Origin of the sequence: Halomonas sp. CKK8 (assembly GCF_029625235.1) — a bacterium.
In the GTDB taxonomy this organism is placed as follows: domain Bacteria; phylum Pseudomonadota; class Gammaproteobacteria; order Pseudomonadales; family Halomonadaceae; genus Halomonas; species Halomonas ventosae.
The window spans coordinates 131,880-145,155 of sequence record NZ_CP121193.1; the positions used below are offsets into that span (position 1 = coordinate 131,880).

At 67.5% G+C, this 13,276-nt stretch carries 13 protein-coding genes and 1 other RNA gene; 7 read left to right on the plus strand and 7 right to left on the minus strand.

The window, feature by feature from the left end; translation table 11 throughout:
* The first annotated feature begins 82 nt into the window (after nt 1-82).
* Nucleotides 83-829, plus strand: a complete 747-nt coding sequence (locus P8934_RS00650; RefSeq protein WP_133637633.1) for a sulfite exporter TauE/SafE family protein — start codon at nt 83-85, stop codon at nt 827-829.
* Between the two features lie 3 nt (nt 830-832).
* Here P8934_RS00650 and P8934_RS00655 read toward each other — a convergent pair whose 3' ends face one another.
* Entirely contained in the window at nt 833-2,128 is a 1,296-nt protein-coding gene (locus tag P8934_RS00655; RefSeq protein ID WP_278032461.1) for an aspartate kinase, read from the minus strand.
* 138 nt (nt 2,129-2,266) lie between these two features.
* On the opposite strand from P8934_RS00655, the gene P8934_RS00660 reads away from it, so the two are divergent.
* Nucleotides 2,267-3,001, plus strand: a complete 735-nt coding sequence (locus P8934_RS00660) for a ZIP family metal transporter (protein ID WP_278032462.1) — start codon at nt 2,267-2,269, stop codon at nt 2,999-3,001.
* Between the two features lie 89 nt (nt 3,002-3,090).
* Here P8934_RS00660 and nspC read toward each other — a convergent pair whose 3' ends face one another.
* The 4 genes from nspC to smpB all read right to left on the minus strand — a co-directional run bounded on the left by nspC (nt 3,091) and on the right by smpB (nt 6,682).
* Entirely contained in the window at nt 3,091-4,248 is a 1,158-nt protein-coding gene (gene nspC, locus P8934_RS00665; protein ID WP_278032463.1) for a carboxynorspermidine decarboxylase, read from the minus strand.
* A gap of 6 nt (nt 4,249-4,254) precedes the next feature.
* Nucleotides 4,255-5,454, minus strand: coding sequence for a saccharopine dehydrogenase family protein (locus P8934_RS00670; protein ID WP_133637636.1), 1,200 nt, complete (start codon nt 5,452-5,454; stop codon nt 4,255-4,257).
* A gap of 316 nt (nt 5,455-5,770) precedes the next feature.
* Nucleotides 5,771-6,150: a transfer-messenger RNA gene (gene ssrA, locus P8934_RS00675) on the minus strand.
* A 40-nt stretch (nt 6,151-6,190) separates the two neighbouring features.
* Complete coding sequence (gene smpB / locus P8934_RS00680; protein ID WP_278032464.1) at nt 6,191-6,682, minus strand: SsrA-binding protein SmpB; 492 nt, start codon at nt 6,680-6,682, stop codon at nt 6,191-6,193.
* Nucleotides 6,683-6,810: 128 nt separating this feature from the next.
* Between smpB and P8934_RS00685 the strand changes: the two genes are divergently transcribed.
* Nucleotides 6,811-7,245, plus strand: a complete 435-nt coding sequence (locus P8934_RS00685; RefSeq protein WP_106232298.1) for a type II toxin-antitoxin system RatA family toxin — start codon at nt 6,811-6,813, stop codon at nt 7,243-7,245.
* Nucleotides 7,235-7,549, plus strand: coding sequence for an RnfH family protein (locus P8934_RS00690; RefSeq protein ID WP_278032465.1), 315 nt, complete (start codon nt 7,235-7,237; stop codon nt 7,547-7,549). Before P8934_RS00685 ends, P8934_RS00690 begins: the two co-directional genes overlap by 11 nt.
* A gap of 57 nt (nt 7,550-7,606) precedes the next feature.
* On the opposite strand, the gene P8934_RS00695 is transcribed toward P8934_RS00690, so the two are convergent.
* Nucleotides 7,607-8,035, minus strand: a complete 429-nt coding sequence (locus P8934_RS00695; RefSeq protein ID WP_278032466.1) for an outer membrane protein assembly factor BamE — start codon at nt 8,033-8,035, stop codon at nt 7,607-7,609.
* A gap of 72 nt (nt 8,036-8,107) precedes the next feature.
* Between P8934_RS00695 and fur the strand changes: the two genes are divergently transcribed.
* On the plus strand, nt 8,108-8,554 hold the full coding sequence (gene fur, locus P8934_RS00700; RefSeq protein WP_106232295.1) for a ferric iron uptake transcriptional regulator: 447 nt from the start codon (nt 8,108-8,110) through the stop codon (nt 8,552-8,554).
* A 121-nt stretch (nt 8,555-8,675) separates the two neighbouring features.
* Here fur and recN read toward each other — a convergent pair whose 3' ends face one another.
* Nucleotides 8,676-10,349 carry a DNA repair protein RecN gene (recN, locus tag P8934_RS00705; protein ID WP_278032467.1) on the minus strand — a complete coding sequence of 558 codons (1,674 nt, stop codon included), beginning with the start codon at nt 10,347-10,349 and terminating at the stop codon, nt 8,676-8,678.
* 236 nt (nt 10,350-10,585) lie between these two features.
* Between recN and grpE the strand changes: the two genes are divergently transcribed.
* Together grpE and dnaK are read left to right on the plus strand one after the other, a co-directional pair.
* Nucleotides 10,586-11,215 carry a nucleotide exchange factor GrpE gene (gene grpE, locus P8934_RS00710; protein ID WP_106232293.1) on the plus strand — a complete coding sequence of 210 codons (630 nt, stop codon included), beginning with the start codon at nt 10,586-10,588 and terminating at the stop codon, nt 11,213-11,215.
* A 124-nt stretch (nt 11,216-11,339) separates the two neighbouring features.
* Entirely contained in the window at nt 11,340-13,268 is a 1,929-nt protein-coding gene (gene dnaK / locus P8934_RS00715) for a molecular chaperone DnaK (RefSeq protein ID WP_278032468.1), read from the plus strand.
* The last annotated feature ends 8 nt before the right edge of the window (nt 13,269-13,276 follow it).

A 13,276-nucleotide genomic window follows, 5' to 3' on the forward strand; every position in this document is an offset into this window, starting at 1 on the left:
GCGTGCGGTATGATGACGCCGGGCCACCACCGTGGCCCGGCGTCGTCTCGTGACGAGGATGGATGAAACCCAAGGAAGGCCCATGTCGCTTCCCGACTACTCCTGGCTGGCCTGGACCCTCATCGTGGTGTCCACCTACCTCACCGGTGTCTCCAAGGGCGGGTTTGCCGGCGGCTTCGGCACCCTCTCGGTGCCGCTGATGGCGCTCGCCATCGGCCCCGTCGAGGCGGCCGGCCTGCTGCTGCCGCTGCTGCTGGTGATGGATGCCTTCACGGTGAAGGCCTGGTGGGGGTATCACGACCCTACCGAGGTGCGTCGTGTGCTTCCGGGGCTGGCCATCGGGGTGGTCATCGGCACCCTGCTGATCGGTCGCCTGGACGAGGATGGCGTGCGCCTGCTGCTGGGCGTGATCTCCCTGCTGTTCGCTGCCTACATGCTGCTCAAGCCGGGGGCGGGGCGTCCCCTCTCGACCCGCTGGGCACTGCCGGCCGGTGTTGGCTGCGGCTTCACCAGCTTCCTGGCCCATGCCGGGGCGCCGCCGCTCAACCTCTACCTGGTTCCCCGGCGGCTGAGCAAGCAGGCCTTCATCGCCACCAGCGCGATCCTCTTCGCCGCGGTCAACCTGATGAAGCTGCCGCCCTACCTGTGGCTCGGCGAGATCAACCTGACGAGTGCCGGGGCCTCGCTGCTGCTGGTACCGGTGGCCTGGGCCGGGGTGCGCAGCGGCCTGTGGCTGCAGCACCGGGTCAGCGAGCGGCTCTTCTACCGCCTGGTGATCCTGGCCATGGCCATCGTCGGTGTGCAGCTGCTGCTCCGGGCGCTGGGCTGAGCCTCAGGCCGGGATGTGCCAGGTCCCCCGGCACTGGCTGCCGGGGAAGACGCGCTGGGCGGTATCGGCGTTGCGCCGTTCGGCGAGGCTGTCGCGTCCGGCGCCCAGGGCCGACAGCAGGGCGTCGTCGGCATGGCGCACGGTGAGCAGGGTCAGGTCGTCGCGACGCGCCACCGCGTAGTCGGCGCACAGCGACGCGACCAGCGGCTCCAGGCGCTCGGGGTGGCCGTCCAGGCACAAAGAGAGACGCATGGCGCCGCTGTCGATCAGGCCGGCATGCAGCCCGGCCTCCACCAGACGGCCGAGGATGTCGTGCTGGCGGGCCTCATCCATGAAGGCGAAGTCCCGGGGGCGGATCTCCAGCAGCGTCTGCGCCTCGCGCAGGATAAGGGAGGGCGTCTGAGTGTCGAACCGGGTGTCGCGGCCGATGGTGCTTGGCGGCGCCTCCAGGTCCTCGAAGGAGCGCACCGTCAGCGGGATCGCCTTCTGCTGCAGCGGCCCCAGGGTCTTGGGGTGGATCACCTTGGCGCCGTGCCAGGCCAGCTCGATGGCCTCGCCGTAGGAGATCTGCTCGAGCTGTTCCGCATTGTCGAAGCGCCGCGGGTCGGCATTGAAGAGCCCGGGCACGTCCTTCCAGATGGTGACCTCCTCCGCGTCCAGGCAGTGGGCGAGGATCGCCGCACTGAAGTCGGAGCCCTCGCGGCCCAGGGTGGTCGAGGCGCCCTCGGCGGTGCCGCCGATGAACCCTTGGGTGACGCGGATCCTGCTGTCGTCGCTATCCAGGCCGCGCACCCGCTCGGCGGTGGCCTGCCAGTCGACGTTGGCCGCCTGGTGGCAGTCGTCGGTGACCACCAGCTCCCGGGCATCGAGCCACTGGGTGGCCATGCCGGCTTCCTCGAGCCAGGCACTGACGATGGTGGTGGAGAGCAGCTCGCCGAAGCAGACGGTCTGGTCGTAGTGGAAGGGGCGCTCACGGCCCGCATGGCGGCGATGGCGGCGGTCGAGCTCGGTGATCAGTGCCTCGACCCGCTCCGCCACGGGGCCAGTCCTGCTACCGAACAGGCTCTCCACTGCGGCCAGGTGCTCCCGGCGCAGGGTCTCGAGGCGGTCGCGATAGTCGTCGTCCTCGCCCTCCCGTGCCGCTTCCAGCAGCGCCTCCAGGGCATTGGTGGTCTTGCCCATGGCCGAGACCACCACCACCAGGGGGCGCGCCCGGAAGCGGGCCAGCAGCTCGCCCAGTCGGCGGATGGCCGCGGCGTCCTGGATCGAGGCACCGCCGAACTTGAAGACCTGGGTCATCCGAATCCTCCCGCCGTTCGCTGTGGTCACGGGTGCTACCTTGCGTGAAATCGCCGCTCGGGGAAAGGGCATCACGCCGCTGCTACCCTGAGGGCTGTCGGCCCGGTTGCTCGCGGGGCGTTTCGCAGGGAAGGCGCCATGGAGAACACCTTCTGGACGGCCCTGGTCACCAGCCTGCTGGCGGCGCTGGTGACCTCGCTGGGCATCTATACCATCCGCCGCTTCGCCGACTGGGGACAGCGCAACACCACCTACTTCATGTGCTTCGCCGCGGGGGTGCTGGTCGCCGCCTCCTTCCTGCACATCATTCCCCGTGCGCTGTCGATGAATCCCGACGCCTCGGCGTGGCTGCTGGTCGGGTTCCTCGGGTTGCACCTGTTCAACCGCTTTGTCACCGCCTTCGTCTGCGAGCGGCGGCCCGACGGGCGGGATGTCGCCATCGGCGTGGTACCGATGCTCGGCATCGGCTTCCACTCCTTCATCGACGGCTTCATCTACTCCATCGCCTTCACGGTCAGCCTGCTGACAGGCTACCTGGCGACCGTCGGGATGGTGCTGCATGAGTTTCCCGAGGGGATCATCACCTACCTGCTGCTGGTGCGCGGCGGGATCAAGGAGCGGCGGGCGATGTGGCTGGCCTTCCTGGCCGCGGCAGCGACCACGCCGCTGGGGATGCTGGTCTCCTATCCGCTGGTCAGTCGGATCGACGCCTCGACCCTGGGGGCGTTGCTGGGGCTCTCGGCGGGGGCCCTGGTCTATGTGGGGGCCACCCACCTGCTGCCCCGGGCGGAGCAGGAGCACAGCAAGTACAGCCTGGTGGCGCTGGCGGGCGGGGTGTTGGTGGCCGTGGTCATTGTCGCCTCCAAGGCGTGACCCACGGCGGACCAGAAAGGCGACAGGCACCCGAGGGTGCCTGTCGCGTACTGCCTGTCATGGCTTTCCTGCCGGGCCCTGCGTGGGCGTCAGCTCAGCCGCTGCCGGTAGTCCTCGTAGCCGAAGTGCTTCACCGTGCGCACCTCGCGGCTGGCCTCGTCGATCCGGCAGATCGACGGCAGGCGCATGCCGTTGAAGGTGGTGGTCTTCACCATGGTGTAGTGGGCCATGTCGGTAAACACCAGCCGGTCGCCGATCGCAAGCGGAGCGTCGAAGCTGTATTCGCCCACCACGTCGCCGGCCAGGCAGGTCAGCCCGCCCAGCCGGTAGGTATGGGCCTTCTCGCCGGGCTCGCCGGCGCCGATGATCTCGGGCCGGTAGGGCATCTCCAGCACGTCGGGCATGTGCGCTGTTGCGGAGGTGTCGAGGATGGCGATGGGGCCGTCGTTCTCGACGATGTCCAGCACGCTGCATACCAGGTAGCCGGTGTTGAGCGCGATCGCCTCGCCGGGCTCCAGGTAGACCTCGAGATGCGGATGGCGCGCCTTGAAGTCGCGGATCACCCGCACCAGCCGCTCCACGTCATAGTCCTCGCGGGTGATGTGGTGGCCGCCGCCGAAGTTCACCCACTTGCGACCGGCGAGGTGGCGGCCGAAGCGCTCCTCGAAGGCGGCCAGGGTGTGCTCCAGGGCGTCGCTGTTCTGCTCGCACAGGGTGTGGAAATGCAGGCCCTCGAGTCCAGCGAGGTCCACGCCCTCCAGGTCCACGGCCCGGGTACCGAGCCGTGAGCCCGGGGCGCAGGGGTCGTAGAGCGCCACCTTGCCCTCGGAGTACTCGGGGTTGACCCGCAGGCCGCAGGAGACCCGCCGCGGCGCCTGGGCCACCCGCTCGCGGAAGCGCTGCCACTGGGCCGGGGAGTTGAAGCTGAGGTGGTCCGCGTACTGCAGCACCACCGCCATCTCCGCCTCGCTGAAGGCCGGCGAGTAGCAGTGTACCTCGCCGCCGAAGGTCTCGGCCCCCAGCCGCGCTTCGTCCTGGCCGCTCGCCGTGGTGCCCACCAGGTACTGGCTGACCAGCGGAAAGGTGTCCCACATGGCGAAGCCCTTCAGCGCCAGCAGGATACGCGCGCCGCTCTCTTCCTGGACCCGCTGCAGCAGCTCCAGGTTACGGCGCAGCAGGGCATCGTCCACCACGTAGGCGGGCGACGGGCAGGCCTCGATGTCGAAGGGGTAAGCCGTCTCGGACATCGTGGATCAGGCCAGCGGGTCGGCGTCGGGGTCGAGCTCGACCATCTGCCACGGCAGGCCCATGTCGCCGATGCGCTCCATGAAGGGGTCCGGGTCGAGCTGCTCGACGTTGAACACGCCGTCGCCCTTCCACAGGCCCTCGAGCATCAGCATGGCGCCGGTCACCGCCGGCACGCCGGTGGTGTAGGAGATCGCCTGGGACTGCACCTCGGCGTAGCACTGCTGGTGGTCGCAGATGTTGTAGATGTGCACCTTGCGACGCTTGCCGTCCTTGATGCCGTCGAGGATCACGCCAATGTTGGTCTTGCCCTTGGTGCGCGGGCCGAGCGAGGCGGGATCCGGCAGCACCGCCTTGAGGAACTGCAGCGGAGCGATCTCGCGGCCCTCGAACTCGATCGGCTCGATGCGGGTCATGCCGACGTTCTCGAGCACCTTGAGGTGGGTGATGTACTTCTCGGAGAAGGTCATCCAGAAGCGGATGCGCTTCAGCCCCTTGATGTTCTGGCTGAGGGACTCGAGCTCCTCGTGATAGAGCAGGTAGAGGTCCTTCTCGCCGATGCCGTCGAAGTCGAAGGTGCGCTTCTCGGCCAGCGGCGCGGTCTCCTTCCACTCGCCCTCTTCCCAGTAGCGGCCGTTGGCGGTGATCTCGCGGATGTTGATCTCGGGATTGAAGTTGGTGGCGAACGGGTAGCCGTGGTCGCCGCCGTTGGCATCCAGGATGTCGATGCGGTGGATCTCGTCGAACAGGTTCTTCTGGCCCCAGGCGCAGTAGATGTTGGTCATGCCCGGGTCGAAGCCGCAACCCAGGGTGGCCATGTTGCCGGCCTTGGCGTAGCGCTCCTGGAAGGCCCACTGCTCCTTGTACTCGAACTTGGCCTCGTCCGGGTGCTCGTAGTTGGCGGTATCCAGGTAGGGCACGCCGGTGCGCAGGCAGGCCTCCATGATGGTCAGGTCCTGATAGGGCAGGGCGACGTGGATCAGCACGTCGGGCTGGAAGGACTCGATCAGCGCGACCAGCGCCTCGACGTCATCGGCATCCACCTCGGCGGTCTGGATGGGGCGCTCCAGCTGGGCCGCGATGGCGCGGCACTTCGCCTGGTTGCGGCTGGCCAGGCAGATCTCGCTGAACACCTCGGGATGCTGGGCACACTTGTGGGTGACGACACCGCCGACGCCGCCGGCGCCGATAATCAGGACTTTGCTCATGGGGGTTCGAATCCAGATCGGGAAAATATCAACAATGGTAGGGTCTTATCGGTAATTGGAGCGCCTTGGCGCGTCCGGACCCGATGCCACCCCGGTCTCACTCTCGCCTGGCCGGTCGCATGGGCCGGCGAGTGGGCGCTGATAATGGCTCCCCCTGAGGCTGGTCGCAAGAGGTTTTCGCGTCAAGGCTAATACGAAAGTCGGGGGTGGGCTCAACCCGTTTCTCGAGCCCTCTGCAGGTCGACGCGCGTGGGAGGCTGGTTCGGCAGGCCGGAAACGAAAAAAGCGCCCGTAGGCGCTTGATTCGTCGACTGTTTGGTGGAGGCGGCGGGAATTGAACCCGCGTCCGCCGGCACTCACCCATTGGCTCTACATGCTTAGTTTCGTCTTTTGTTTTAACGCGACTGGCTCCGACGAGCAGGATCCAGCCACGCGATTCCTCTGAGTTTTAACGACCGGCGAGAGGACACCACCGATCGCGATCCCATCAGTCGTCGCTCGTATCCCCTCCGTGATGAATGGGCACATCACTTCGGGGCCGGGCTAGAAGCTAGCGGCGTTTAAGCTGCCAGCGCGCCCTGAGCGTAGTTGTCGTCGTTTGCGACTATTTAATCGTGATGTTGTATTTACGAGATACATCACGCTCTCGGCATGCACCTCAGGGATTGTCACCGGCGTCGAAACCGTGTCGCCCCCGTAACGCGCATCCTAACAGGATGTGCGGTTCTGTGACACCTCAGGCCTTGGTTTGTTCCCGCATGATGCGGCCCTTCTGCCGTTGCCAGTCGCGGTCCTTCTCGGTGGCCCGCTTGTCGTGCAGCTTCTTGCCGGTCACCAGGGCCAGTTCGCACTTCACCCGGTTGTTCTTCCAGTAGAGCTTGAGCGGCACGCAGGTGTGGCCCTTCTCCTGGCTGCGCGAGAAGATCTTGGCGATCTCCTTGCGATGCAGCAGCAGCTTGCGGGTGCGCGTCGGGTCCGCTACCTCGTGAGTGCTGGCGGTGTTGAGCGGCATGATGTGGCTGCCCAGCAGCCAGGCCTCGCCGTTCTTGACCAGGATGTAGGTGTCGGTGAGCTGTGCCTTGCCGGCCCGCAGGCTCTTCACTTCCCAGCCGGCCAGCACCAGGCCGGCCTCGAAGGTCTCGTCGATGTGGTACTCGAAGCGAGCCTTCTTGTTCTGGGCGATGACGTTGTTGCCGGGCCCCTTGCTCTTGCCTTTCTTGTTGGCCATGAAACCTCGTGTCCTGTATCTGCCGGTGGCGCTGCCCCTTCGATGTGGGGGGAAGCGTGGTACCATTCAAGGCCTGAAATAACCGCTCATGATACGCCCTGGGCACTGTGAAGTCAGCGGAGAGCTCAATGCCAACGGTCAATCGGTCCGCCATGGTGCGGCACACCCCCAAGGACATGTTCGACCTGGTCAACGACTTCGAGCGTTATCCGGAATTCCTGCCCGGCTGCCGGCGCGCGCGCCTGCTCGAGCGCGACGACTCGCACCTGATCGGCGAGATGACCCTGGGGCGGGCCGGGATCGAGCAGAGCTTCACCACCCGCAACGACCTGATCGAGCCCGAGCGCATCGAGATGTCGCTGGTCAGCGGCCCCTTCAAGCGCCTGAGGGGCCGCTGGCTGTTCCTGCCCATGGGCGAGCGGGCCTGCAAGGTGAGCCTCGAACTGGAGTTCGAGTTCGCCAACCGCCTGCTGGGCATGGCCTTTGGCAAGCTCTTCCAGCAGGTGGCCGGCCAGCTGGTGGACTCCTTCACCCGCCGGGCGGACAACCTCTATGGCCGCTAGCGAACCCGCCATGCTCGAGGTCGAGGTGGCCTTCGCGCTGCCCGAACGGCAGCGCCTCATCCCGCTCGCGGTGCCCGAGGGCACCACGCCGCGCCAGGCGGTGGCGATGGCGGGGCTGGAAGCGGCGTTTCCGGAACTGCCCCAGGCCACCTTCCGCGAGGCCGACCTGGGCATCTTCGGCAAGCGGCTGCGCGACCCGGACGCGGTGCGGCTGCGCGCCGGGGACCGCGTCGAGGTCTATCGCCCGCTGCAGCTCGACCCCAAGGCGGCGCGCAGCGCACGGGCCGCCCGCGAGAAACGCTGACGCCCCGCCCGGCGAGGGCCGGCACGGGGCGTCAGCAAGGGATACCGCTCGGCGCGATCAGGGGCGGTCCGGGGTGACGTTGTCGATGGGAGCTTCCTGGGTGTCCGAGGTGCCCTCGACGCGGGGGCCGGTCCCCTGGTCATCGGGCAGCTGGATGTCACCGGCGATATTGCCCTCGCTCTCGATGCCGGCCAGGCGCTCGCCCTGGAAGGTGAGGGTGACCCGGCGCTGCTCCACGTCGCCATAGGCCTCGTCGAGGCGATAGACATAGTCCCATTGGCTGGCATCGAAGGGGGCCTCGAGCAGCGGGCTGCCCATCAGGTCGACCACCTGCTGTCGGCTCATGCCCGGCCGCAGCTGCTCGACCATGGCCTCGGTCACCAGGTTGCCCTGGGGCAGGTCGCGCTTGTACACGCCGAAATAGCTGCAACCGCTGATCATCAGCAGGGCGACGGAAAGGGTGACGATTCTGGTCAGCTTTTGCATTTGCGCCTGTTCTTCACTATCGTGGATTCGGTCGATCATAACCGACCCTACCCGATACTGCGAAGAGCGACCATGGCCGACCAGAACCATGAATTGCGCAAGGCCGGTCTCAAGGTGACCCTGCCGCGCGTCAAGATCCTGCAGATCCTCGAGAATGCCTCCGAGCAGCACCACCTGAGTGCCGAGGATGTCTACAAGACCCTGCTGGATGCGGGCGAGGACGTGGGCCTGGCCACCGTCTATCGCGTGCTGACCCAGTTCGAGTCCGCCGGCCTGGTGATCCGTCACAACTTCGATGGCGGGCATGCGGTCTTCGAGCTCTCCCAGGAGGAGCACCACGATCATATGGTGTGCCTGGAGAGCGGCGAGATCATCGAATTCTTCGACGAGACCATCGAGCGTCGCCAGCAGGAGATCGCCGAGGAACACGGCTTCGAGCTGGTGGACCACGCCCTGGTGCTCTACGTCAGGCCGCGTGGCTCACGGGCGACCCGCCAGGAAGGCATCCAGAAGAAGTGACCTCGCCTCGCTGAACCCGGCAGGCAGACGACTGCGGCCCCGATCTCCGGATCGGGGCCGCAGTGCGTTAGCGCTAGTGTATAGGCTTGGCGTCACGGCCGGGCGAGCGGCAAGGGGGTGCTCAGTGGTGGGCGCGCTGGCTGGCGTCGAGCATCTCCCGGGCATGGGCCAGGGTGCGGTCGGAGAGGTTCACCCCGCCCAGCATGCGGGCCAGCTCTCCGACCCGGCCGGCCTCGTCGAGCAGCGCCATGCGGGTCAGGGTGGAGGCCTCGTCGGCCTGCTTCTCGATATGCAGGTGATGGTGCGCCTGGGCGGCCACCTGGGGCAGGTGGGTCACGGTCATCACCTGGCCGTTCTTCCCCAGCCGGCGCAGCAGCTGGCCGACGATCTCGGCGGTGGCGCCGGAGACGCCCACGTCCACCTCGTCGAACACCAGGCTGGCGATGGTCGAGTGCTGGGCCGCCACCACCTGGATCGCCAGGCTGATGCGCGAGAGCTCGCCGCCGGAAGCGACCTTGGCCAGCGGCCGGGCCGGCTGGCCGGGATTGGCGCTGATCAGCATGCGGGCGATTTCGAGCCCTTCGGCGGCCGGGGCCTCGCGGGGCTCCAGCTCGACCTCGAAGGTCGCCTTGTCCATGGCCAGGAAGGCCAGCTGCTCCTGCACGGCCTCGCCGAAGCGGCGGGCGGCCTGGCGGCGGGCCCGGGAGATCACGGTAGCCTGCTCCTGCCAGCGGTCCTTCAGGGCCTCGGCCTCGGCGGCCAGCGCCTCCAGGTCGCCGTCGCCGCCCTCCAGGCCCTCGAGCTCCTCGGTCAGCCGCCGGTGCAGGGCGAGGAGCTCCTCGGGCAGCACATGATGCTTGCGGGCGATGCGATGCACCTCGCCCAGGCGCGTCTCGACCCAGGCCAGCCGCTCCGGGTCCAGCTCGACGCTGCCGGCGAAGTGGCCCAGCTCGCGGCTGGCCTCCTCGACCTGGATGCGCGCATCGCCGAGCATGGAAAGGGTGTCGGCCAGGCTGCCGCGCTCGCTGCCCGGCAGCGCCGAGAGGTGCTGGATCGCCTGGTTGAGCAGCGACAGGGCGCCGCCCTCGTCACCATCGCAGCATTCGGCGGCGAACTGGGCTTCGCGCAGCCGCTCCTCGGCGTGGGCCAGCTCCTCCTGCTCCTCCTCGAGCCCCTTCAGCTCGTCCTCGGCCAGGGCCAGCTGGTCGAGCTCCTCGACCTGGTAGCGCAGCAGCTGGCGGCGGGCGCGAATCTCATCGCCATCCTCGGCCAGGCGCTCCAGGCGGCGGCGGGTCGCCTGCCAGTCGCGGAAGGCCTGGCGCATCTCGGCCACCTGCTCGCGGTGGCCGGCGAAGTCGTCGAGCAGGCGCAGGTGGGTCTCCTCGTGCAGCAGCGCCTGGTGGGCGTGCTGGCCGTGGATCTCGATGAGGTGCTCGCCCAGGGCGCGCAGGTCGGCCACGGTGGCGGGCTGGCCGTTGATCCAGGCCTTGGAGCGCCCGGCCCGGGTGACCACCCGGCGCAGCAGGCAGTCGTCCGTGGGCAGCTCGCGGGCCTCGAGCCAGGCACGGGCGGCGGGCAGCGCCTGGAGGTCGAAGCGGGCGCTGAGGTCCGCCCGCTCGCGGCCATGGCGCACGCTGGCGCTGTCGGCGCGCTCGCCCAGGCAGAGCCCCAGGGCACCCAGCAGGATAGACTTGCCGGCCCCGGTCTCGCCGGTGATGGCGGTCATGCCGCCGGAAAGCTCCAGCTCGAGGTGGTCGACGATGGCGAAGTCGCGAATGGCAAGCTCTGTCAGCATGGTGCCTCCCGGGGCCTGTCTGGGAATACTCGGTCTGTGACTACTGGGTATCCATACACATATTGTGCGTTTATACAGTAGTCAAGGTTCGCCCACAATGCACGTCCGGCGTCGTCGCCCGATGACGCCTTGAGTTCGCCACGACCAGCCCCATATACCTCGCAGACACGCGCTCAAGCCATCATTCATGCCTTGCCAGCGGCCCCTGGCCGCTGATTGCCATTCAGGAGACCCACATGGCCAAAGACCCCCAGACCCCGCTGGACGACGAACTCGCTCGCGAGGAGCAGGAAGCCGAGCCGCAGGCCGAGCCCGAGACCGTGGAGGGTGAACTGGAGGACGCCATCGAGGGCGCCGAGCAGGCTGCCACCGAGGCCCAGGCCGCGGACAATCCCGAGGCCGAGGTGCTGGCCGCCCGGGTCGAGGAGCTCGAGCAGAGCGTCGCCGAGGCCAAGGACCAGGCCATGCGCGCCGCCGCCGAGGCGCAGAACGTGCGCCGCCGGGCGGAGCAGGAGGCCGAGAAGTCGCGCAAGTTCGCCCTGGAGAAGTTCGTCAAGGAGCTGCTGCCGGTGGTCGACAGCCTGGAGAAGGCGCTGGATGCCATGCAGGACGGCGCCAGCGAGGCGCACCGCGAGGGCGTCTCCATGACCCTCAAGATGCAGCACGACGTGCTGGCCAAGTTCGGTGTCGAGGTGGTGGAGCCCCACGGCGAGCCCTTCGACCCGCAGTACCACGAGGCCATGGCCATGGTGCCCAACCCCGAGATGGAGCCCAACACCGTCATGGAAGTGATGCAGAAGGGCTACCTGCTCAACGGGCGCCTGGTGCGCCCGGCCATGGTGGTGGTCAGCCAGGCCGCCGGCTGAGGCCGGGCCATACAAAAGCGGCCCTCGGGTCTTGAAAAGGTCTCGAGGGCCCCCAGATAGACGGCAACCCCGCGGTGAAAGCCGCAGACGACGAATTCAACTGCACTAATTTCGAGGATTTCCTATGGGACGCATCATCGGTATTGACCTGGGGACCACCAACTCCTGTGTCGCCGTGCTCGACGGTGACCAGGCCAAGGTGATCGAGAACGCCGAAGGCGCGCGCACCACGCCCTCCATCATCGCCTACACCGAGGACGGCGAGATCCTGGTGGGCCAGGCGGCCAAGCGCCAGGCGGTGACCAACCCCGAGAACACCCTGTACGCCATCAAGCGCCTGATCGGCCGTCGCTTCAAGGACGACGTCGTCCAGAAGGACATCAAGATGGTGCCCTACGCCATCTCCGAGGCCGACAACGGTGACGCCTGGGTGGAAGTGAAGGGCAAGAAGCTCGCCCCGCCGCAGGTCAGCGCCGAAGTGCTGAAGAAGATGAAGAAGACCGCGGAAGACTACCTGGGTGAGGAAGTCACCGAGGCGGTCATCACCGTGCCGGCCTACTTCAATGACAGCCAGCGTCAGGCCACCAAGGATGCCGGCCGCATCGCCGGCCTCGAGGTCAAGCGCATCATCAACGAGCCGACCGCGGCCGCCCTGGCCTACGGCATGGACAAGGCGCGCGGCGACAAGACCATCGCGGTCTACGACCTCGGCGGCGGTACCTTCGATATCTCCATCATCGAGGTGGCGGACGTCGACGGCGAGACCCAGTTCGAGGTGCTGGCCACCAACGGCGACACCTTCCTGGGCGGCGAGGACTTCGACCTCAAGCTGATCAACTACCTGGTCGACCAGTTCAAGGCCGACAGCGGCATCGACCTCTCCGGCGACAACCTGGCCATGCAGCGCCTCAAGGAAGCCGCCGAGAAGGCCAAGATCGAGCTCTCCAGCGCCCAGCAGACCGACGTCAACCTGCCGTACATCACGGCCGACAACACCGGTCCCAAGCACCTCAACGTCAAGGTGACCCGCGCCAAGCTGGAGTCGCTGGTCGAGGACCTGATCAAGCGCTCCATGGAGCCGTGCAAGACCGCGCTCAAGGATGCCGGCCTGTCCGCCTCTGAGATCGACGACGTCATCCTGGTCGGCGGCCAGACCCGCATGCCCATGGTGCAGAAGTCCGTGGCCGACTTCTTCGGCAAGGACGCCCGCAAGGACGTCAACCCGGACGAGGCCGTGGCCGTGGGTGCGGCGATCCAGGGCGGTGTGCTGGGCGGCGACGTCAAGGACGTGCTGCTGCTCGACGTCACCCCGCTGACCCTGGGCATCGAGACCCTGGGCGGCGTGATGACCCCGCTGATCGAGAAGAACACCACCATCCCGACCAAGAAGACCCAGACCTTCTCGACCGCGGATGATAACCAGACCGCCGTGACCATCCACGTGCTGCAGGGCGAGCGCAAGCAGGCGGGCGGCAACAAGTCGCTGGGCCGCTTCGACCTGGCCGACATCCCGCCGGCGCCGCGCGGCGTGCCGCAGATCGAGGTCGCCTTCGACCTGGACGCCAACGGCATCCTGCACGTGTCCGCCAAGGACAAGGCCACCGGCAAGGAGCAGTCGATCGTCATCAAGGCCTCCAGCGGCCTCTCCGAGGACGAGATCGAGCAGATGGTCCAGGACGCCGAGGCCCACGCCGACGAGGACAAGAAGTTCGAGGAGCTCGTCCAGCTGCGCAACCAGGCCGACGGCATGGTCCACGCCGCCCGCAAGACCCTCGAGGAGGCCGGCGACAAGGCCAGCGACGAGGAGAAGCAGGCCATCGAGAGCGCCGCGAGCGAGCTCGAGGAGGCGATCAAGGGCGACGACAAGGACGACATCCAGGCCAAGCTGGACAAGCTGACCGAGGCCTCCGGCAACCTGGCGCAGAAGATGTACGCCGAGCAGGGCGAGGCTGCCCAGGGCGCCGAGGCCGGCAGCGAGGCTGGCGCCAAGCAGGAAGATGACGTGGTCGACGCCGAGTACGAAGAAGTCAACGACGACCAGAAAAAGCAGTAAACCACGAC

Coding starts and splice junctions, on each gene's coding strand:
- P8934_RS00650 (WP_133637633.1), top strand. CDS start 83: ATGTCGCTTCCCGACTACTCCTGGCTGGCCTGGACCCTCATCGTGGTG.
- P8934_RS00655 (WP_278032461.1), bottom strand. CDS start 2,128: ATGACCCAGGTCTTCAAGTTCGGCGGTGCCTCGATCCAGGACGCCGCG.
- P8934_RS00660 (WP_278032462.1), top strand. CDS start 2,267: ATGGAGAACACCTTCTGGACGGCCCTGGTCACCAGCCTGCTGGCGGCG.
- nspC (WP_278032463.1), bottom strand. CDS start 4,248: ATGTCCGAGACGGCTTACCCCTTCGACATCGAGGCCTGCCCGTCGCCC.
- P8934_RS00670 (WP_133637636.1), bottom strand. CDS start 5,454: ATGAGCAAAGTCCTGATTATCGGCGCCGGCGGCGTCGGCGGTGTCGTC.
- smpB (WP_278032464.1), bottom strand. CDS start 6,682: ATGGCCAACAAGAAAGGCAAGAGCAAGGGGCCCGGCAACAACGTCATC.
- P8934_RS00685 (WP_106232298.1), top strand. CDS start 6,811: ATGCCAACGGTCAATCGGTCCGCCATGGTGCGGCACACCCCCAAGGAC.
- P8934_RS00690 (WP_278032465.1), top strand. CDS start 7,235: ATGGCCGCTAGCGAACCCGCCATGCTCGAGGTCGAGGTGGCCTTCGCG.
- P8934_RS00695 (WP_278032466.1), bottom strand. CDS start 8,035: ATGCAAAAGCTGACCAGAATCGTCACCCTTTCCGTCGCCCTGCTGATG.
- fur (WP_106232295.1), top strand. CDS start 8,108: ATGGCCGACCAGAACCATGAATTGCGCAAGGCCGGTCTCAAGGTGACC.
- recN (WP_278032467.1), bottom strand. CDS start 10,349: ATGCTGACAGAGCTTGCCATTCGCGACTTCGCCATCGTCGACCACCTC.
- grpE (WP_106232293.1), top strand. CDS start 10,586: ATGGCCAAAGACCCCCAGACCCCGCTGGACGACGAACTCGCTCGCGAG.
- dnaK (WP_278032468.1), top strand. CDS start 11,340: ATGGGACGCATCATCGGTATTGACCTGGGGACCACCAACTCCTGTGTC.